At 38.4% G+C, this 21,429-nt stretch carries 17 protein-coding genes, 1 tRNA gene and 1 pseudogene; 14 read left to right on the forward strand and 5 right to left on the reverse strand.

Annotated elements, in window-relative coordinates:
- Nucleotides 1-65: 65 nt before the first annotated feature.
- Complete coding sequence (locus A5889_RS16135) at nt 66-1,463, reverse strand: TrkH family potassium uptake protein (protein ID WP_087639795.1); 1,398 nt, start codon at nt 1,461-1,463, stop codon at nt 66-68.
- 400 nt (nt 1,464-1,863) lie between these two features.
- Here A5889_RS16135 and A5889_RS16140 point away from each other — a divergent pair.
- From A5889_RS16140 to upp, 8 genes and pseudogenes are all read left to right on the forward strand, one after another.
- Nucleotides 1,864-2,177: pseudogene (locus A5889_RS16140) on the forward strand (FAD-dependent oxidoreductase); the annotation flags it as partial.
- Nucleotides 2,178-2,205: 28 nt separating this feature from the next.
- A complete protein-coding gene (locus A5889_RS16145) occupies nt 2,206-4,104 on the forward strand; it encodes a MucBP domain-containing protein (protein ID WP_254909544.1) in 1,899 nt (632 codons plus the stop codon).
- Between the two features lie 248 nt (nt 4,105-4,352).
- On the forward strand, nt 4,353-4,943 hold the full coding sequence (locus A5889_RS16150; protein WP_087639796.1) for a thymidine kinase: 591 nt from the start codon (nt 4,353-4,355) through the stop codon (nt 4,941-4,943).
- Between the two features lie 52 nt (nt 4,944-4,995).
- On the forward strand, nt 4,996-6,069 hold the full coding sequence (gene prfA / locus A5889_RS16155) for a peptide chain release factor 1 (protein ID WP_087639797.1): 1,074 nt from the start codon (nt 4,996-4,998) through the stop codon (nt 6,067-6,069).
- Entirely contained in the window at nt 6,062-6,913 is an 852-nt protein-coding gene (prmC, locus tag A5889_RS16160; RefSeq protein ID WP_087639798.1) for a peptide chain release factor N(5)-glutamine methyltransferase, read from the forward strand. Before prfA ends, prmC begins: the two co-directional genes overlap by 8 nt.
- Nucleotides 6,914-6,917: 4 nt before the next feature.
- Nucleotides 6,918-7,952, forward strand: a complete 1,035-nt coding sequence (locus tag A5889_RS16165; RefSeq protein ID WP_087640411.1) for an L-threonylcarbamoyladenylate synthase — start codon at nt 6,918-6,920, stop codon at nt 7,950-7,952.
- Between the two features lie 55 nt (nt 7,953-8,007).
- Nucleotides 8,008-9,246 (forward strand): serine hydroxymethyltransferase, encoded by a 1,239-nt coding sequence (gene glyA, locus A5889_RS16170; protein WP_087639799.1) that lies wholly within the window; start codon nt 8,008-8,010, stop codon nt 9,244-9,246.
- Nucleotides 9,247-9,325: 79 nt separating this feature from the next.
- Entirely contained in the window at nt 9,326-9,955 is a 630-nt protein-coding gene (gene upp, locus A5889_RS16175; RefSeq protein WP_087639800.1) for a uracil phosphoribosyltransferase, read from the forward strand.
- Between the two features lie 94 nt (nt 9,956-10,049).
- Here upp and A5889_RS16180 read toward each other — a convergent pair whose 3' ends face one another.
- Complete coding sequence (locus A5889_RS16180; protein ID WP_087639801.1) at nt 10,050-10,286, reverse strand: hypothetical protein; 237 nt, start codon at nt 10,284-10,286, stop codon at nt 10,050-10,052.
- 135 nt (nt 10,287-10,421) lie between these two features.
- Between A5889_RS16180 and A5889_RS16185 the strand changes: the two genes are divergently transcribed.
- A tRNA-Thr gene (locus A5889_RS16185) sits at nt 10,422-10,494 on the forward strand.
- Nucleotides 10,495-10,656: 162 nt separating this feature from the next.
- On the opposite strand, the gene A5889_RS16190 is transcribed toward A5889_RS16185, so the two are convergent.
- Both A5889_RS16190 and A5889_RS16195 read right to left on the reverse strand, forming a co-directional pair.
- On the reverse strand, nt 10,657-10,866 hold the full coding sequence (locus A5889_RS16190; RefSeq protein WP_087639802.1) for a hypothetical protein: 210 nt from the start codon (nt 10,864-10,866) through the stop codon (nt 10,657-10,659).
- Between the two features lie 358 nt (nt 10,867-11,224).
- On the reverse strand, nt 11,225-13,234 hold the full coding sequence (locus tag A5889_RS16195; protein ID WP_087639803.1) for an Ig-like domain-containing protein: 2,010 nt from the start codon (nt 13,232-13,234) through the stop codon (nt 11,225-11,227).
- A gap of 306 nt (nt 13,235-13,540) precedes the next feature.
- Between A5889_RS16195 and A5889_RS16200 the strand changes: the two genes are divergently transcribed.
- Entirely contained in the window at nt 13,541-14,482 is a 942-nt protein-coding gene (locus tag A5889_RS16200) for an FAD:protein FMN transferase (protein WP_422389707.1), read from the forward strand.
- Nucleotides 14,483-14,606: 124 nt separating this feature from the next.
- Here the strand turns inward: A5889_RS16200 and A5889_RS16205 are convergent, their stop codons facing one another.
- Nucleotides 14,607-15,542 carry a LysR family transcriptional regulator gene (locus A5889_RS16205; protein ID WP_087639804.1) on the reverse strand — a complete coding sequence of 312 codons (936 nt, stop codon included), beginning with the start codon at nt 15,540-15,542 and terminating at the stop codon, nt 14,607-14,609.
- 253 nt (nt 15,543-15,795) lie between these two features.
- Between A5889_RS16205 and A5889_RS16210 the strand changes: the two genes are divergently transcribed.
- The 4 genes from A5889_RS16210 (at nt 15,796) to A5889_RS16225 (ending at nt 21,422) form a co-directional block, all read left to right on the forward strand.
- Nucleotides 15,796-16,422 (forward strand): NADPH-dependent FMN reductase, encoded by a 627-nt coding sequence (locus A5889_RS16210; RefSeq protein ID WP_087639805.1) that lies wholly within the window; start codon nt 15,796-15,798, stop codon nt 16,420-16,422.
- Nucleotides 16,419-18,845: a flavocytochrome c gene (locus A5889_RS16215; protein ID WP_087639806.1), complete on the forward strand. Its 2,427-nt coding sequence runs from the start codon at nt 16,419-16,421 to the stop codon at nt 18,843-18,845. Before A5889_RS16210 ends, A5889_RS16215 begins: the two co-directional genes overlap by 4 nt.
- 27 nt (nt 18,846-18,872) lie before the next feature.
- Nucleotides 18,873-20,102 carry an L-lactate MFS transporter gene (locus A5889_RS16220; RefSeq protein ID WP_087639807.1) on the forward strand — a complete coding sequence of 410 codons (1,230 nt, stop codon included), beginning with the start codon at nt 18,873-18,875 and terminating at the stop codon, nt 20,100-20,102.
- Between the two features lie 171 nt (nt 20,103-20,273).
- A complete protein-coding gene (locus tag A5889_RS16225; protein WP_254909545.1) occupies nt 20,274-21,422 on the forward strand; it encodes a 2-methylaconitate cis-trans isomerase PrpF family protein in 1,149 nt (382 codons plus the stop codon).
- The last annotated feature ends 7 nt before the right edge of the window (nt 21,423-21,429 follow it).

A 21,429-nucleotide genomic window follows, 5' to 3' on the forward strand; every position in this document is an offset into this window, starting at 1 on the left:
TGTTTATTCGTTTTAAAGAGGGACTGGGTCGTAACTCCTAGAGTTATGTCCCAGTCCCTCTTTTTTTATCCAATAATGATTTTTTCAGAAGGATATTCATAGCCGATATCACGTGTTTCTTTTGGCACGAAAAGCATCAATGTATACAACATACCGATTCGTCCAATAAACATCAATAAAGCGATCATTAGTTTGCCGACGGTCGTTAAATCAGAAGTGATCCCCAACGAAAGACCGGTCGTTCCAAAGGCAGAAGCAACTTCAACAATGATTGCAATCAGCGGATGATCCTCTGTTGCGGTCAAAAATAAGACGGCAAAGAAACACATAGTTAATGAAAGCATGAAAACAACGATCGATTTTCTGACATCATCCTCATCGATCCTTCGTCCGAAAACGTTGATTTTATCTTCACTTTTTAAGAAAGAGTATAAGTATAGACCTATGATTGCTACGGTAGTCGTCCGAATCCCTCCGCCAACAGAGCTGGGACTACAGCCGATAAACATCAATAAAGAAAAAACAATGAGCGTTGTCACCTGAAAATCGCCTAAATCATTGATCTGTAAACCAGCATTTCGAGTGGTCATAGAATAAAACATCGAGGTGATCCAGCGTTGCACTTCGCCCATCTCAATAAATAAATGATCTTTTTCCAGCAAATAAATCAGTAATGTTCCACCGACAAATAGAATCACGAAGGCCAGTAGAGCGATTTTACTAAAAAGAGAGAATCGAAACGGCAATCCCCGCTTTTTCTTTTTAAAAAATACCCATTCTCGAACTTCCATCAATACAGGAAAACCGATCCCGCCGATAAAAATCAAAAACATGATGAGCATCAAAAATAAATAATCATTCGCAAAAGGAATGATCGAATCCCCTGTTACATCGAATCCAGAGTTTGTTACAGCCGAAATGGATTGATAAAAGCCAAAGAAAATCGCTTTCGACCATGTTTTATAATATCCTGCATAATAAAAATAGATCGAAAAAAATGTACCGAAAATAACTTGAAACCACAAAATAATCGAGAACGTGATGCGGATCAGTCGGACAATTCCGCTCAATTTAGGTTGATTCATGTCTGTCATGATCAACTGACGCTGCCTTAATGAAATCTTGCGTTTTGACAAGATGATAAAAGCTGTCGAAATCATCATGATCCCGAGTCCACCGATTTGAAAAAGAATTTCCAATAATACTACTCCGCGGTCGTTAAAAACAGAATTGATATCAAAGGTAGATAACCCTGTCACACTAACAGTGCTGATCGCCATAAACAGCATATCTATAAAATGAACCTGCGAGCCCTTTTCTCTAAAAAAAGGCAGACAAAAAAGAATATACGAGATGACTGTCATAATAATATAGTATGAAACAATAATTTGAATGGAAGAGAAATGGTTTGAAAAGTGTTTCCCTTTTCGCTGTGCCAGCCATATAAGCCGATTTCGATTCATAACGAACCTCCCAACTGTCGTTAAGATAAGTATATCAGAAAATGAAAGATGGGCAAATAAAGAAAAATTTCTTAGAATAGATAAAAAATTGATTAAAAAAAAATAGAAAAACAAGACAAATGAAAAAAGACATGTTATTTTATCAAAAGACAATTTATAGTCGTTCTAATTTGTGAAAAAAGTTAGATTGTTTAATTTATTCGTTAAAATATTATTTTAATTGATTACTATTTGCTTTCTATTGTGATTCGTTTCACTAAAAAAACGATCTATTGTCTAAAAAAGATGGGGTGGGGGAAACAATAAAAAAAATCGTCTTGGCTTCGTTTCTTTAGGACGGTTTGCGGGCTTAGCAGTTGGCTGCAGCAGTGATCAAGAGAAAAAGATGAGCCATAAAACGTCGAAAGAAAGTACAGAAGAAGTGACCTCAGGTGCCTCTGCAAATGGTTATACAGATATCAGTGAATTGAAAGACAGCTATGATGTTGTAATTGTTGGCGCTGGTGGTGCAGGCATGACAGCTGCATTACAAGCGAAAGATGCTGGAATGAATCCTGTTATTTTAGAAAAAATGCCGATTGCTGGGGAAATACGATCAAATCATCTTCTGTAATGAATGCATCTGAAACTAAATTTCAAAAAGAAGAAGGAATATCAGAGAGCAATGACAAATTCTTCGACGAGACTTTAAAAGGCGGAAAAGGTACAAATAATTAAGTAGATCAAGTAAAGGTGATGAATAGTGAAGAAAAGAAAAAGTTTAGTATTACTTGGAACAATATTATTATGCACGACTCAATTAGCACCGATGATTTCATATTCTATGGAAGCAGGGACATTGAATCAATCAAATACTTCAACGTTATATAATGAAAATAGTGAAGAAATGATGATAAATCCAAAGCAAGACTTATCTGATCAGCCGATCATGGAATCAGAGCATGTTGAAGAACAGACAAACCAAGAAACACAGAATGAAGTCAATGAAACAGAAAATCCTTTAGCAGACTCAACTCAAACGTTAGTTGATGATAAAAACGAAATAGAAAAAGCAGTTGATGCCCAGGAGTCAAACGTGATTCAAGGTTTAGCAGACTCTTTAGGGACTTTGGAACAATTGATTCCTAAAAACCCAGAGGCTGTAGCTGATATCAGTGGAAATTTAGGTATTCTTCCAACCGATGAAGTCACGCAAGAACAATTAGATACAATCACAACATTAAGAGCATCTGCCAGTGGTTGGGAAGGATTTCAATATTTGACTAATCTTACTGAATTAGTCATTTTCACTGGAATCGGTCATCCTGAGAACGATGTTCAGTATCTACTGCCTTTGAAGCAGTTTGAAACGCTAACGTATGATGGTAGTGGCGGGAATGAACATACACTAGTCCCGAATGGCACATCCCAAAAATCAAGTGTTGATTTGACTCAATTTAATGAACTATTAGATAATGGCTTTCCTTTAAACGTCAACTTTATGAATTTAGATGTTACTGCTTATACACCATCATATAAATATGCAATTGCAAATCCGTTTATCGATCGAGAAGGGGCTGAGAGCCAAGAACTGAGTATTGATGCACCCTCATCAGATATTTTCTATGACGAAGAGAATGGGATATTTTTTACAGAAATCGCTGATGGAACGATGGTCGTCCCTAGCAATAACCTAATTGATGAACTTTACTTTGCAGATAATGAATGGAAAATACAATATTACTTTACGATGGTCAATTTTAACGTACCAGTTTATGGTGATTTTGTGATTGAAGCAGATTCGGAAATTTCATATCATGCGAATACATCCATTTCTGAAGCAACGTTTCTTTCAGATATCCATGCCGAATATGCAGCAAAACTACCTGTAGAATCGGATGTAATAATAAAGAGTAACTTTTCAGAAAACGTTGATTTTAATCAACCTGGAGAATATACAGTACAGCTCGATACAAAGTTATCTTCAACGATCGACTCTAGAGCAAATGCTAAGCCAGTTGAAGTCTTTGTAACGATTTTGCCGGAGATCAGTGGGGATGTCATTGTCAAGTACGTTGATACAGAAGGCAACTCAATTGCGGATGAGATCATAAAGTCCGGCAGCATAGGAGAAGATTATACAACAGAAAAACAAGAGATCGCTGGTTACACATTTAAAGAAGTGCAGGGAAATGTGAGCGGTAAATTTACGAATCAATTGCAAACAGTGACATATGTTTATACAAAGAATACTGGATCTGCTGGAGATGTCATTGTCAAGTATGTCGATACGACTGGCCATCCAATTGCGGATGAAATCGTGAAATCAGGTAAGATAGGAGAAGGCTATACGACAGAAAAACAAGAGATCACTGGTTATACATTTAAAGAAGTTCAAGGAAATACTGTTGGTACATTCACGAATCAGGTTCAAACAGTGACATATATCTATACAAAAAATAAAGAGAATATTTCTTCACCAGCGCCTAAACCACAAGGATCTTCGAACAATGGTCAAGGATACGAAAAAAATGATACAACTAAAGGTGCACTGCCGGCATTAGGCGAAACCGATCACTTAACACTCAATATTCTTGGTATGATAATAATGGTAGTAACAGCAATCATTTTATTATTTAGAAAAAGAACACAGGAAAAATAAAAGATAGCATGCAATAGACAATAAAGAAATTGATTTCGATAGATCGATTCTTTTATTGTCTATTTTTATGAAAATCAGTCTACAGTTTTTATATTTTCCAACATTATAAAAAGAGGCAAAGGAGAGAAGGAAGAGAAAATTTATAGAAAAAAAGCTCTTGTTCGATATGCCATAAATTTACCACTGTAAAAAACTGCAGTTTTATAGTAAAATACGAGAGGAACAAAACGAAAGGTGACGACGGATAAATGGCACAATTATTTTTTAAATATGGCGCGATGAACAGTGGGAAAACCATTGAAATTTTAAAAGTAGCTCACAATTATGAAGAACAGGACAAACCTGTTGTGATCATGACAAGCGGACTAGACACTAGAGATGGCGTTGGTGTCGTTTCAAGTCGTATCGGCCTTAGAAGAGAAGCAATCCCAATTTTTAAAGAAACCAATGTCTATGAATTGATCCAAAATCTAGAATACAAACCTTATTGTATTTTAGTGGATGAATCTCAATTTTTAGGTAAGCAGCATGTGATCGAATTTGCTCGAGTAGTCGATGAGCTAAATATTCCAGTCATGGCGTTTGGCTTGAAAAATGATTTTCGTAACGAGCTGTTTGAAGGATCTAAATATTTGATGCTTTATGCAGATAAATTAGAAGAGCTAAAAACAATTTGTTGGTTCTGCCATAAGAAAGCGACAATGAACTTGCATTATATCGATGGTAAGCCTGTCTATGAAGGCACACAAGTTCAAATTGGCGGTAATGAAGCCTATTATCCAGTCTGCCGTAATCATTACTTTCACCCGCCGATCGATGGGGAACAAGAAGGAAAGTAAACGATAAATAAATGAATAAAAATGTTATCAAACAAAAAAGGAGCAGTTGACTATGTACGATCAGTTACAATCAATCGAAGATCGCTATGAAGAGCTGGGTGAATTACTAAGTGACCCTGAAGTCATTAGTGATACGAAACGCTTTATGCAGCTATCAAAAGAAGAGGCGAATACTCGTGAAACAGTAGAAGTCTACCGCCGTTATAAACAAGTCATCGAAGGAATCAGTGACACCGAAGAGTTATTAGGTGAAAAAATGGATGCTGAAATGACTGAAATGGCAAAAGAAGAACTTTCAGAACTAAAAAAAGAAAAAGAAGTGCTTGAAGAACGAATCAAGATTTTACTATTACCAACAGATCCAAATGACGATAAAAATATTATCATGGAAATTCGCGGAGCAGCTGGTGGAGATGAAGCCGCATTATTTGCGGGGGATCTATTCGGCATGTACCAAAAATATGCAGAATCCCAAGGCTGGAAAACAGATGTTATGGAAGCGAGTATTACTGGGATCGGCGGCTATAAAGAAGTCATCATGATGATTTCTGGGGAGAACGTTTTCTCTAAATTAAAGTATGAGAGTGGTGCACATCGTGTACAACGTGTCCCTTCAACGGAATCACAAGGACGAATCCATACCTCTACAGCGACAGTAGTGGTGTTGCCGGAAGCAGAGGAAGTCGAACTTGAGCTGGAAGACAAGGATATTCGTACGGACATTTACCATGCCTCTGGGGCGGGAGGTCAGCACGTCAACAAAACGGCATCTGCTGTTCGTTTGACTCATATTCCAACAGGAATTGCTGTAGCAATGCAGGATGAACGTTCTCAAATCAAAAACCGTGAAAAGGCAATGAAAATTTTACGTGCCAGAGTGTATGACCAAATTCAACAAGAAGCACAAAATGAGTACGATGCAAATCGGAAATCTGCTGTGGGGACAGGCGATCGTTCAGAGCGTATTCGTACCTATAATTTCCCGCAAAACCGTGTAACAGATCACCGAATTGGTTTGACGATCCAAAAATTAGATCAAATTTTAGCTGGAAAGCTGGATGAAATCGTGGATGCATTAGTACTGTATGATCAAACCTCAAAACTAGAAGAGATGCAAAATGGGTAACCGGTATTTTGAAGTCCTTGAACGGGCTTCTTCTTTTTTGGAAGAACAAGGGATTGAAGGTCAAAGTATCCTTTTTGTCTTTTTAGAGCGGAAAAACTGGAGCAAGACAGATTGGCTGATCCATTTAAAAGATGAAATGCCTGAAGAAGAAGAGCAGCAGCTTGAGACAGACCTAGCCTTGTTAGCAGATCATTATCCAGCTCAATATTTATTAGGCTATGCTGACTTTTATGAACAGCGCTTTTCTGTAAACGAACATACACTTATTCCTAGACCGGAAACAGAAGAACTTGTTGAACTTTGTCTAAAAGAAAATCCTGATGAGCCTTTGACCGTTGTAGATATCGGTACAGGTACAGGAGCAATCGCAATCAGTTTGAAGGCAAATCGTCCAAGCTGGCAAATCTTAGCAGTTGATATTTCTGTTGAAGCTTTAAGAGTTGCTGAAGGAAATGCCAAGAGATTACATGCAGCAGTGGATTTTCTACAAGGGGATCTTCTAAAACCTTTAGAAGGAAAAGCAATTGATCTTTTGATCTCAAACCCGCCTTATATCAGTAATGATGAGTGGCGCCTGATGGATGAAAGTGTCCGCACGTTTGAACCTAAAACAGCTCTTTTTGCAGAGCAGGACGGTTTGGCTATTTATCAGCGTTTAGCACAAGAAGCACCGAAGATTTTAGCACCTAAAGGGAAAATATATTTAGAAATCGGATTTCAGCAAGGGAAAGCAGTGAAAGAATTATTTCAGCAGGCTTTTCCTGGACATGTCGTTCGAGTACTTAAAGATTTATCTGGTAATGAACGAATGGTAGCAGTCACACCAGATGAAAAAGCGGGGTGAAAATGTGGAAACAAAACTATTTACAGTTGATGAAATAGATCAAGCGGCAAATTTGCTTCGCCAAGGGGAGCTCATTGCCTTTCCGACTGAGACAGTATACGGTCTTGGTGCCAATGCTTTGGATGAGTCAGCAGTCAAACAGGTTTATGCTGTCAAGGGGCGTCCCAGTGATAATCCGCTGATCGTCCATGTCAGTGATTTTGAGATGGTCAAAGAGTACGTCACTGATTTTCCAAAGCAAACTGCAGCATTAGTGAGCGCTTTTTGGCCTGGACCGCTAACGATGATCTTCAATGTAAAACCAGCTGCCTTTTCAAAAACAGTTACAGGCGGATTGCAGACCGTTGCTTTTCGTATGCCGAATAATCAGCAGACGATCGATTTGATCAAAAAAGCAGGTGTGCCTATTGTTGGACCAAGCGCTAATACTTCTGGAAAACCAAGTCCTACAACGGCCGATCATGTTTATCATGATCTTGAAGGGAAAATTGCTGGTATATTAGATGATGGACCCACTCAAATCGGGGTAGAATCTACTGTTTTAGATTTGACTTCTTCTGACGGTGTCCCAGTGATACTTCGACCTGGGGCAGTCACGAAAGAACAGCTGGAAGCAGTCATTGGACAGGTAGCGGTCGATCAGCACTTGATCAGCGAAAGTGAAGCACCTAAAGCTCCTGGAATGAAATACAAGCATTATTCTCCAGATGTACCTGTTTGGATCATTGAGGGCGGTTTAGAGGTGTTTGATCAAGCAATCGATTGGGCATTCAAGAACCATAAAAAAGTTGGTCTTTTTGCAGATGATCAGATCATCGTTGAGACAAAAAAAGTCAATGAGACCTTTTCATTCGGGCAGCCCTCCGTAGAGTCAGCGACAAAGTGGTTATTTGCTGGTTTGAGAGCACTGGATGAGACAGAGATCGATGTTATTTTTGCTCAGGGATTTCCGGAGACTGGCCTAGGGATCGCTTACATGAACCGGTTAAAAAAAGCTGCAAACCAAAAAATTTTAAAAAAAGATTCTATTTTCGAGTAGAGAGCATTTAAGTATGATACAATCGAGACATCTGAATGAAATGGAGGCTTGTTTAATGGATTATAAAACATTTGATCCTGATTTATGGGAGGCAATCGCGAAAGAAAATGACCGTCAAGAAAACAATTTGGAGCTGATCGCATCTGAGAATGTTGTTTCAAAAGGAGTAATGGCGGCGCAAGGAAGTATTTTAACGAACAAATATGCTGAAGGTTATCCGGGCAAACGGTATTATGGCGGCTGTGAGTTTATCGATATCGTTGAAGATTTAGCGATCGATCGTGCAAAAGAGCTGTTTGGTGCTAAGTTTGCGAATGTACAGCCGCACTCAGGCTCACAAGCGAATACAGCAGCTTATCTTTCATTGATCGAGCCAGGGGACACGGTGTTGGGCATGGATTTGTCTGCGGGAGGACATTTAACACATGGATCACCAGTGAATTTCAGTGGAAAAACCTATAACTTTGTTAGTTATGGTGTGGATCCGACTACAGAAGTGATCGATTATAATGTTGTACGCATTTTAGCACGTGAACATCAACCAAAATTGATCGTTGCTGGTGCAAGTGCCTATTCTAGAATCATCGATTTTGCTAAATTCCGCGAAATCGCAGATGAAGTTGGAGCAAAATTAATGGTGGATATGGCTCATATTGCTGGCTTAGTTGCAGCAGGCCTTCATCCAAATCCAGTACCATATGCAGATATCACGACTTCAACAACTCATAAAACATTACGCGGTCCTCGCGGCGGGTTGATTTTGACCAACGATGAAGACTTAGCTAAAAAAATCAATAGCAATATATTCCCTGGGATTCAGGGCGGACCATTAGAACATGTCATCGCTGGTAAAGCAGTTGCTTTTAAAGAAGCGCTGGATATTAGCTTTAAAGAATACAGTGAACAAGTGATCGAGAATGCCAAAGCAATGACAAAAGTTTTCAATCAAGCACCAGAAGCTCGTTTAGTGAGCGGTTCGACAGATAATCATTTATTATTGATCGACGTCTCTGGTTTTGGTTTGAATGGAAAAGAAGCGGAAGCGATTTTGGATAGTGTGAATATCACTGCAAACAAAAACTCGATACCATTTGAGCAACTTAGCCCATTCAAAACAAGCGGGATCCGAATCGGTACTCCTGCAATCACAACTCGCGGCTTCAAAGAAGACGATTGTGTAGAAGTGGCTAAATTGATCGTAAAAGTCTTAAAAGATCATGAAAATGAAGTGACACTATCAGAAGTTCGTGCATCTGTGAGTGAGCTGACAAAAAAATATCCACTTTATAAGTAAAAGATTCGAGTGATTGACTAGTCAATCGCTCGATTTTGTTTTACAATAGGAAGGAATAAATTATTGAAGGAGAATGAACATGGGAAAATTCCAAGTAATCGATCATCCGCTGATCCAACACAAATTAACAATCATTAGAGATAAGGATTGTGGAACAAAGGTTTTTCGTGAAGTCGTGAATGAGATTGCGATGTTGATGGCCTATGAAGTATCAAGAGATATGCCGTTAGAAGATGTCGTTATTGAGACACCTATCTGTAAATCAACACAAAAAACATTAACTGGTAAAAAGGTAGCGATCGTACCGATTTTACGTGCAGGTATTGGAATGGTAGATGGTATTTTGGAATTGATTCCAGCAGCTAAAGTTGGACATATCGGTTTGTACCGTGACCACGATACATTAGAACCTGTGGAGTATTTCGTAAAAATGCCGGAAGATATCGATGTTCGTCAATTGTTCGTTGTTGACCCGATGTTAGCGACAGGTGGTTCAGCGATCATGGCAATCGATGCATTGAAAAAACGCGGCGGCAGCAACATCAAATTCGTCTGCTTAGTTGCAGCGCCGGAAGGGGTCAAAGCGTTACAAGAAGCTCATCCAGATATTGATATCTACACAGCTGCTTTAGACGAAAAATTAGATGAAAATGGCTACATCGTTCCAGGCTTGGGCGATGCCGGTGACCGTTTATTCGGAACTAAATAATAAAATAAACCATAGCAGATTCGTTTTATTTACAACATCTGTTATGGTTTTTTTATGAAAAAAAATCCATCCAAGATTGTTTGGATGGAAGTAGTTAGACTTTTTGTAATTTTTTGTAATTGATGACGATGACTCCGTTGCTTTTGACCATCAAGTCAGTGTTATCAGAGTTTTCATCAATTTCTACAACAGCGGAATTACTAAGTTGCTTAGTGATGATTCCAGTTTGTTGTTGGCCATGCATCAAGAAAGTGACTTGAGTATCAACAGTGAATAATTCCCCTTCAGAAGAAGGCACGACAGGGCGATTAAAGTTACCGAAATTAGACATTTATAAAAAACTTCCTTTCTTAACTACTTCTATTATACCACATTTGAAGAAAAAATTCACAAGTCTGATTTTTGAAGAAAATACATCCAAAGACTTTACAAAAAAACAGATTCGTTTTATAATTTTGTTTGTGTCGCCAGCTTAGCTCAGTTGGTAGAGCAATGCACTCGTAACGCATAGGTCACAGGTTCGATCCCTGCAGCTGGCATATAAGTAACCCTCGAAGTCTTTGAAATTTAAGGTTTCGAGGGTTTTGTATAGTTAACATATTCAGTGTAAATGGGAAAATGTTGTTGCTGTTCTTTAAGCGTCTTAAGACTAGAAGCATTCCTTTTCGCTATTTTCTGATCAAGCCTCAATCGTCTGCAATTTAGTTTTCACGCAATAAAAAGAAACCTATAAAAAATAAGGCAGGTAAGCCGATATTAGCAATAATTTCTCCAAATACAACACCTTTTTCAGCAGATGTTAGATAAATAGAATTTAATAATATTATTATATTTCTGAGCAGTAATGGAATATTGACCAACAATACTAGAATTCCTAAAATCAAGAATACCCATTTAAAAAATTTTTTCATAATAATGCCTCCTTTTTATTTAGAAATATTATATCATAGTAGGTAAAACGAAATAATATATACAGTAACTGTGTGAGTATTGATTGTAAAGAGTGAGTAAAAGATAAAAATCAACTGTTTTTGCTAACAGTTTGTTAGAAGACAGTCTGCTTGTGTATTATACAGAAATAAGAAGACAGATTAATGGTGTATAGAATAAAATTAAGTATTTCTTTTTTTGCACAAGCACAAGTAAACGTTGGCTCTAGAGAAACTTCTTTATAAAAAAATCCTGGATTCATGAAAATTACTTTTCATCAATCCAGGATTTTTTGTCGATGTGCTTCTTTTCAACATTATCTAAAATTAAATGTATATTTTATGATCCAACTCCACCTATAAACACAAAGTACATTGAATGAGCCCCTAAATCATTTGTCGGTAAAAGATAGACACCCACTGAAAATTCATTGAGCTCTTCTGCAAGAAGGGCAGCATTATCTGTTGGATCATTCTTCCAAAAATCAAGGATCTCTTTCGCCATATCTTCGGCATGTCCTGAGGCAACAGGCTTACCTACATCAGTCATGTTTCCAATAGCTTGGACTGTTGGGTTATGTTTCGCCATGTCGATCCCAGTTTCCTGAATCACCGTCTTAAACGATCTACCATCTGGACGAAGGGGAGTAAACGACGTTGATAACTCTCTTGCTCGATTTCTGTTGCCTAATTGATAAAGAGCATCATGAGTCATTTCAGCTTTTCCGTTCTCTAATCGATATTGATTGATCAAGTAGGCTAGAACCAGTTCGATATTTTGTTCACCCGCAGTTTTCAAAGTCATCTGATAGGTGAAAGTGATGCTTTGGTCGGCACTCATATTCGTGATTGTTTGAGACGTATCCCCTTTGAGTGTACATTCATCAAATTCAGGGGCAATAGCAGTATACGTTTCGCCTTCAGGAATTTCAATGATCTCAGGTAATCGAATCATGGTATTGTTATTGTAAACATAATTGATCGTAAGAGTATGCATAACTACTTCGTTTTTCTTATAGATAAATGTTGCTTGCTGATCATTTTCTGTAAAAGTTATTGTTTGGGAACTTGGCTCTTGAGCCGTATAACCTTTGATCGATGGTGCATTATATGTTTTGGTTGTGCCGATTGCTTGTGTGTCGCTAGTTGTAGTTTGAAGAACGTTGTCATCTGTATCTTTGTAATTAAATGTGATTGTTGATTTTGCGCTCACCGTTACGGTTTGACTTTTTTTGATCCCGTTGTGAGACGTTGCTGTGATCGTTGTAGAACCTACCCCAACAGCTGTGATGTTGCCTAGCTGATCGATCGTCGCGATAGCAGGGTTGATGCTGCTGTATGTGATAGACTTATCTGTCGCATTTCTAGGGTAGACAAAAGCAGGTGCTGTCGTTTTTTCACCAACGATCAAGTTTGCTTTCGTGACGCTCATGTCGATTTCAGTAACAGGAATCGTTTCTTTTTCAACAAGCTTGATCTCAATGGCTTCTAACTTTTTCTTTTGTCCAATACTGCCGGCTAGTTCAGCATTTTTCTTCCAACCTTGCCAGCCATAATCTTGTCCATGGACTCGATAATATACATCATGCGTTTGCTTTAAATTCCCAGTTAATTCAATCTTAATGGCTTCTACGCGTTTTTTTTGTCCGGAAGTACCACCAAGGGCACCATCGCTTTTCCAATTCTGCCAACCATAGTCCTGTCCGTGGACTTGATAGCTGATACCACCATCACCAGTTGTATTGATTTTTAATGCTTCCACACGTTTATTTTTTCCAGTTGTACCAGCAGTGATACCATCACCCACTTGACTTTGCCAACCGTAGTCTTGACCATGAGCAGAGTAGTAAACCTGTGGAGTCTTAGCAACTAGACGAATTTCTATTGCTTCTACCTTTTTCTTTTTGCCCGTTGTGCCAGCAAGCTCGCCATTTCGTTTCCATTCCTGCCAGCCATAATCTTGTCCATGAACTCGATAATAAATATCATATTTATTTTTAAGATTACCAGTTAATTGAATTTTAAGAGCTTCGACTCTTTTTCCAGTACCTGTACTTCCACCTAGCTCGCCATCTTTTTTCCAGCTTTGCCAGCCATAGTCTTGTCCATGTAATTGGTATGTGATGCCGCCGTCACCAGTAACATTGAGTTTCATAGCTTCCAAACGCTTGTTTTTACCAGTTGAGCCAGCCATAGTTCCGTTAGATACTTGTTTTTGCCAACCATAGTCCTGTCCATGGACGGTATAAGTTACGTTGTCAATAGGTGCAGCGCTTACAGTATCGATTGAGCATACTGTACTGATGATCATCACAAAACCAAAGAAAATCCCTAACATCTTCTTTTTCATAATTTCCTCCTTTTTTATACGAAACGATAGAACAACATATTTACAATATTAATATATCATGAGAAAAGACGCTGGGAAAGTCATTTTTAACAAAAAAAATCCTGTTTTTTGATTATTTTCCTGAAGTTTATTTAATAAGAGATGTACTAAACATATAATTTTTATGAAATAAATAGATATAAGTATTTATTGCTCTACTTTTATGTAAAGAGTATACTTTTACTAGTTAAAACGGTGAAGTCTAAAATGAAGTTGTTTTCACTATTTTGTTGTTTAGTGAGTTGATCATAAGAAGAGAGGGATTGGGTGAGAGAAGAGAAATGTACGATCCATTTAATGGGCACTGTGATTCAAATATGGGTACAGCATGAAAATCCTGAGGTGCTCTTAAAAGAGGCACAGAAAAGATTGATGGATTATGAAAAACGATTCAGCGCAAATGATGCAAGTTCTAATTTAATGAAGATCAATCAGCAAGCAGGGATTGCTCCAGTAAGAACAGATTTAGACTTATTTGAGCTGATAAAAATCGGAAAGCAACACAGCTTAGCCGAAAATAGCTTTTTGAACATTGCTATTGGTCCAATGGTTCAGGAATGGCGGATTGGTTTTTCCAATGCTGCTCATCCATCGGATAAAAGAATTGAAGCATTACTCTCTTTGATCGATCCCAAAAATATCGAATTGAATGAAGCTGAAACAACTGTCTTTCTTAAAAATTCCGGTATGGCGATCGACCTTGGTGCTTTAGCTAAAGGCTATTTTGCGGATCAAATCATTCATTATTTTAAAAATGAAGGGGCAAAAGCAGCTTTTATTGATCTAGGAGGCAATGTTCTGACATTTGGAGAATCACCTCATCATGAGGATGGATATTGGCGAATTGGACTTCAAAATCCATTTTTACCACGAGGAAATCATGCGGCAGTGCTCAAAATCAAAGATCAGTCAGTCGTGACTTCAGGAATTTATGAACGGAAATTTGAATGGCAAGGAAAAAATTATCATCATATCTTTAGCAGTGAAACAGGCTATCCCATTGAAACGGATCTTGCTAGTTTAACGATCGTTTCAAAGCTATCACTGGATGGCGAAATTTGGACGACGCGTTTATATGGAAAAAAAGCAGCAGAAGTGATTGCTTTTCTTTCGCGGCAAAAAGAAATAGAAGGCTTAGTTATCACGACGGATGGCCGTATGGCACATACACAAGGATTAGCTGGAGCACTCGAACACGTAATATCTTAGATGATGGATCGTTGATCTGTCATTCAAAAGACCAGATCATCACTCGTTAAGTATATTGACAATCAAATGTTAAAGCTTTCGTTTTAGCATTTAACTGTCAATATCTAGTTATGTTCTGGTCTTTTTATTTTGTCTTTAAATCGATAGCTAACTGATCTAAAAAGCAATCAACTAGTTCTTTTTCGATCGGACGCATCGTTTTATCAGCGGAATGAGCGATGAAATAGTCTAGTGACAAGAGTTCTAAAGGCATAGAATAAATGTTATAAGTGCCATCTAATTTAGAAATACGGACACTTTCAGGTATAAAAGTCAACCCCACACTTTGTTTAGCTAGTTCTAAAATAGTAAAAATGTTATTGCTTTCTAAGAGGATCGTCGGCTTGATTTTGAATTTTTGTAATAAATAATCTATTTGGCGTCTGATTGCTGAGCCGCGTGTCGTTAAAATCAGCGGTTCTTGGAGTAACTGTTTGATCGAAAGTGTATTTGGTTTAAGTATGGTCTGATTTTTTTGATATAGCTTCGATGTTTTAGGAATGACTGCATAATACCCGTGTGGCCCTTTACTATAAACAGTAAGCTTTGGTGAAATCGACTCTGGATTTTGCCCTATAAAAAAATCAAGCTCCTTAGCAATAATTTTTTCTTCAGTTTGTTCGGGTACAGACTCGATGATCTGAATGCTGATTTCAGGATGCTTTTTTAAGAAGTCGGGGAGAAACAAAGGCAATAGATAGGTCCCTAAACTGGATAAAACCCCAATTCGAATAACGGTCTGTTCTTGTGGAGCATAAGCTGAAATTTTTTTTCGAAAGCGGTCCTGCTCTGTTTCTAGCGATTGCAAATAGTGATAATAAACTTTTCCGGCTTCGGTCAACTGTAACGGTGAAGCTTGTCGATTAATAATATCGATCTCTAATTCTAGTTCGACCTTTTTGATCGTTTGCGTAAGATAAGGCTGAGAAATGTACAGATCTTTAGCTGCTTTTGTATAGTTTCCATGTTTTAAGAGCATATCGAGATACTGCAGCATATTCGATGAATAAATAGAGGTCATTTTTTACTCCTAGATTGTTTTCTTTTTATTATAACAAAATACTTATAGTTCGATAATTAAATAAATATTTCACAAATGCTTTTTTCTAATTTACACTGCTTATAGAAACAGAAATACACATAAAAAACAGTTTACTTACGGAATTCTCTTGGTTTTATACCGATTTTTATTTCATTTTGAAATGAATGACTTTTATTATTTATTTTTTTTGATTTTTATGTGCAATGTTTCACAATAAGAAAGAAGGTATATTATGAAATTTATTGGGATCGTAGGAACAAATTCCGCTCAATCAACAAACCGTAAATTAGTACAATTTATGCGTAATCATTTTTCAGAAACTGCTGAGATCGAGGTTTGTGAAATCGGTGATTTTCCAGCGTTTAATGAACCAAAGGATAAGGTTGCTCCAGAAGGAATTAGAGTATTATCAGAAAAAATCAACGAGGCAGATGGGGTGATCATCAGTACGCCAGAATATGATCATTCGATTCCTGCTGTATTAAAAAGTTTGATCGAATGGCTTTCGTATACAACAAGACCCTTGATCGATAAACCTGTGATGGTGGTCGGTGCCTCACATGGGTCACTCGGTTCTTCAAGAGCACAAGCTCATTTACGTCAAATTTTAGATGCACCAGAGCTGAAAGCTAGAATCATGCCTGGTTCAGAGTTCTTACTAGGACATTCTCTAAAAGCTTTTGACGAAAATGGAGAGTTGATTTATTCAGAAAAAGTGAAAGAATTAGACGAATGTTTTGAAGAATTTTGTTTATTCGTCTCAATTACCAATCAACTTGTCAAAGATCATCGCTTTAAAACGGAACAAAATAGAAAATTTACATGGGAACAACTTGCTGATGGGGGAGAAAAAGCATGAAATTTATCGGGATCGTAGGGACAAATGCACAAGAATCATATAATCGTCTACTTTTACAGTTTATGCAGAAACATTTCAGTCATAAAGCGGAGATTGAAATTTTAGAATTGACAAATGTACCAATGTTTAATGAAACAAATGACCAATCAAATAGTGAGATCATTCAGGAATTCAACCGGAAAATTACGGAAGCAGATGGTGTCATCATTGCTACTCCAGAACATAACCATTCCATCCCTTCAGCCCTTAAAAGCATCCTTGAGTGGTTATCTTTCAATCTTCATCCATTTGACGGGAAGCCAGTGATGATCGTTGGAGCATCGTATGACGTGCAAGGTTCTTCTCGCGCACAGCTTCATTTACGTCAAATTTTAGATGCTCCAGGAGTCAATGCGACTGTCATGCCTGGCTATGAATTCTTGCTGGGGCGTGCGCATCAAGCGTTTGATGAGGAAGGAAATATCAAAGAGGAGCGTACGATCGATTTCTTGGAAAGCTGTTTCTGGCGTTTTATGCGCTTTACAGAAATTGCTAATTTATTGAATGTTCCAGAAGATGTGACTTTTGAACCAGGAGATTATACGGTTACTGCGCCGGGACATAATGGTGATCTGCCGATGGTCGTTACGTTGACGACTGATCGAATCGAGTCGATCGATATTGATACGACTGGAGAATCAGAAGGCATTGCAGATGTTGTGTTTACAAGGATTCCGACACAGATTTTGGAAGGACAGACATTGAATGTCGATGTGCTTTCTGGTGCTTCTGTAACGAGTAATGGTGTGATCGATGGTGTGGCAAAAGCGGTGAAAATGGCTGGAGCAAACCCAGATGTTCTTAGAAAACGTCCAAAGGCACCAAGCACTGTAGCAGAAGATGCTGAATATACAACTGATGTAGTGGTCGTGGGTGCTGGTGGAGCTGGATTAGCTGCAGCAGCAAGTGTCCTTCAGGAAGGAAAGAAAGTCATCGTTGTCGAAAAATTTCCAGCAGTTGGTGGAAATACTGTTCGAACAGGAGGTCCGATGAATGCTGCTGACCCAGAATGGCAAAATACATTTGAGGCGATTTCAGGAGAAAGCCATACGCTGAGAGAAATGGCTGAGATCGATGAAGAGTCGATCGATCCAGAATATATAGAAGATTTCCGATTACTGAAACAACAAATCGACGCCTATCTAAATGAAAATAAAGGAAAAACAGGTTATTTATTCGATTCTGCAATTTTCCATCGGATGCAGACCTATCTTGGAGGAAAACGGACAGACCAAGAAGGAAATGTGATTTATGGCCAGTATGATCTAGTAAAAATCCTTACAGATCAAGCCCTTGATTCCGTTAAATGGTTAGAAGAGATCGGTGTTGAATTTGATGCAGAGGATGTGACTATGCCAGTTGGTGCATTGTGGCGCCGCGGACATAAGCCGTTGAAAAACGAAGGCTATGCATTTGTTTCAGCCCTTCAATCGTTTGTTGAAACTAATGGTGGAACAATTATTACAGATACAGCTGTAGATGAACTGATTATTGAGAATGGTAAGATTACTGGAATCATTGGTTCAGGAGCTGGCGGTCAAAGCGTAACAGTTCATGCCGATGCTGTTGTGCTGGCTTCTGGAGGATTTGGGGCAAACACGAAAATGCTGAAAGAGTACAACACTTATTGGACTGAAATCGATGATGATATCAAAACATCCAATTCCCCAGCTATTACAGGAGATGGTATTCTTTTAGGCCAAAGTGCTGGTGCAGATCTTGTTGGAATGGGTTTTTCTCAGATGATGCCAGTTTCTGATCCGGAAACGGGAGCTTTGTTTAGTGGATTGCAGGTACCGCCGCAAAACTTTGTGATGGTCAATCAAAAAGGAAAACGTTTTGTGAACGAATATGGCAGTCGAGATGCCTTGACTCAAGCAGCGATCGATAATGGCGGACTGTTCTACTTGATCGCAGATAATGAAATCAAAAAGACTGCATACAACACGACCCAAGAAAAAATCGATCGTCAGGTAGCGGTAGGAACCTTGTTCCGTTCTGACACATTAGAAGGATTAGCTGAACAACTTGGCATGGATCCTGCTGTATTTGTAGAAACTATTGATAACTATAATCGTTATGTCGATCAAGGAAACGATCCAGAATTTGGAAAAGATGTATTTGATCTAAAAGTAACAGTTGCGCCATTTTATGCTACACCAAGAAAACCTGCAGTACACCATACGATGGGTGGGCTAAAAATCGACACTGAAACACATGTTTTAGATAAATCTGGAAAAATCATTCCGGGACTTTATGCTGCTGGAGAAGTAGCAGGAGGAATTCACGCAGGCAACCGATTGGGCGGAAATTCATTGACAGATATCTTTACATTTGGCCGAATTGCAGGAAAAACAGCATTAAAAGATACACAGACAGACTAACCTAATGAGAGATATGGAGGAGTAAAAATGAATGCTAAAGTAAATCGATGGCAAGTGCTGATTGCTTCCACAGCTGTATTATTATGTACAGGTGCAGTCTATGCATTTAGTGTTTTTGCAGGTCCGTTAAGCGTTGAAAAAGGCTGGACGATGACTGAGATCATGCTTGCTTTTACGATAAATGCAGCGATAGGTCCGATTCCTATGATTTTTGGCGGATTTCTTACAGATAAAGGATTAGCCAAGTGGGCGATCGTTATTGGGGGCGTATTATTTGGATTAGGTTTCTTATTGACTGGTTTTGTGACAAGTACAGGAATGCTGTATTTGACTTACGGACTTATTGGCGGCTTTGGTCAAGGCTTAGCCTATTCTGGTTGTCTTAGTAATACGATCAAGCTATTTCCGGATAAAAAAGGTTTAGCTTCAGGGATTATTACGGCGGGAATGGGTGGAGCAGCGATCATAGCTGCTCCGATAGGTAACTATTTTATCGAAAACAACGATGTATTTTATGCATTTCGATCATTAGGGATTGCCTATATCATCGTTATCGTGATCGCCAGTTTTTTCATTAAGACGGCTCCCGCAAATTATGTACCGGAAGGCTTTACACCACCTGAAATGATGCGTGGTGGGAAAATGATCAATAAAAATTGGAAACAAATGCTGCGCTCTCCTTATTTTTATTTGATTTTCTTTATGTTATGCACTGGAGCGTTTTCTGGTTTAATGATCGCTTCAAATGCTTCTGTGATCGGGCAGCAGATGTTTGGCTTGAGTGCAGGAACTGCCGCTTTTTATGTAAGCTTATATTCATTGAGCAATTGTGCTGGCCGCGTTTTGTGGGGAACTGTCTCTGATAAATTAGGCCGAAATAAGACATTGAATATTATTTTGAGTGTGATCATTGCGGCGTTGATCGTATTGACTGTCTTATCGAGTCAGCTAGGATTTGCTATTGGAATTATTGCATTAGGATTATGTTTTGGCGGTGTGATGGGTGTTTTTCCGCCGATTGTTATGGAAAATTATGGTCCCGTCAATCAAGGAGTCAATTACGGTATAGTATTTATTGGTTACTCTACAGCTGCTTTTTTTGCACCGAGAGTAGCAGTTAGTATGGCTTCAGCTAGCGGCGGTAGCTTTACCAATGCGTTTTATGTTGCAATTGTTGTTGCTTGTATCGGACTAGTTTTGAACATTTGCTATAGTCAAATGAAAAAAGCTAAAGCAAAAGAGATAGTAGAAGCGTAAATAGATGATTTATTGTAAATAACGACAGGCAGGTTTCTTAATTAAATGAAACTTGCCTGTTTTTTGATCGCTGATCTATCGGTAACTGATAATAAGTATCACTGATGGTTATTATCAAAAACATTGATTGTACTTCGGATTCTTTCAAACATATAATGATGTCAGATAGGAGTGATAGTATTGAAAAAAATTGATTGTAGTATTTATAGAGGAGGGACGAGTAAAGGTGTCTTTTTATTTGAAAAGGACTTAGCTGAATTTGGTGAAAACTATGATGATGTTCTTCTTAAGATAATGGGAAGTCCGGATGTAAGACAAATTGATGGCTTAGGTGGAGCTGTTTCTACTACAAGTAAGGTTGCCATCATTTCACCTGAAGAAAAAGAAGCGTGGGATGTAAATTATACGTTCGCTCAAGTAGCGATCGATAAGCCGATCGTTTCTTACGCTGGGAATTGCGGAAATATTTCTTCAGCTGTTGGTGTATTCGCAATTGAAAGCGGTTTAGTAAAAACGACTGATCCGATAACGACCGTTAAAGTATATAACACGAATACAAAGAAAGTGATCTATGAGCATATTCCTACGCCTGATGGAAAATTAAGTTATGAAGGCGACTTCAAAATATCTGGAGTACCTGGGAGCGGATTAAAAATCGAGTTGGAATTTATTGATCCTGCTGGTTCAATGACTGGAAAATTATTACCAACGGGCAATGTAGTAGATACATTAACGATCGAAGGGTTAGGTGAGATAGAGGTATCGATCGTTGATGCAGCAAATCCTCTCGTTTTTATAGAAGCAGATCAGGTTGGTTTGACCGGAAAAGAAAGCGCTTCGGAAATAGATAGTAATGACGACAGATTAGCTTTACTGGAAAAAATCAGAGGAGCAGCAGCAGAAAAACTAGGGTTCGTCAAAGCGGCAGATCAAAGCGCAAAAGAATCGCCGGGAGTACCTAAACTGACTTTAGTGAGTAAAGCTGAAACATACACAACTGTCAGTGGTGAAACGATTGCATCAGATAGCTACGACTTAGCTGTTCGAATGATGAGTATGCAAAAAGCGCACAAAACGATTGCTTTGACAGGCGCACTTTGCACTGCAGCAGCTTGTGTGATAGCTGGTACGATTCCAAATCAGCTTCTTAAAAAAGAGAATCAGTCGAACCATCAAACGAAATTATGCTTTGGTCATGGCGATGGCTTGATCGAAACTACTATCGATTATGAAGAACCAAAAGAAGGTGACGCAATCATTCGTTCTATATCATCTTATAGAACAGCAAGAAAGATTTTAACGGGTACGGTATTTTTTTAGATTAAAA

The organism is Enterococcus sp. 9D6_DIV0238 (assembly GCF_002174455.2).
Classification (GTDB): Bacteria; Bacillota; Bacilli; order Lactobacillales; family Enterococcaceae; genus Enterococcus_L; species Enterococcus_L dunnyi.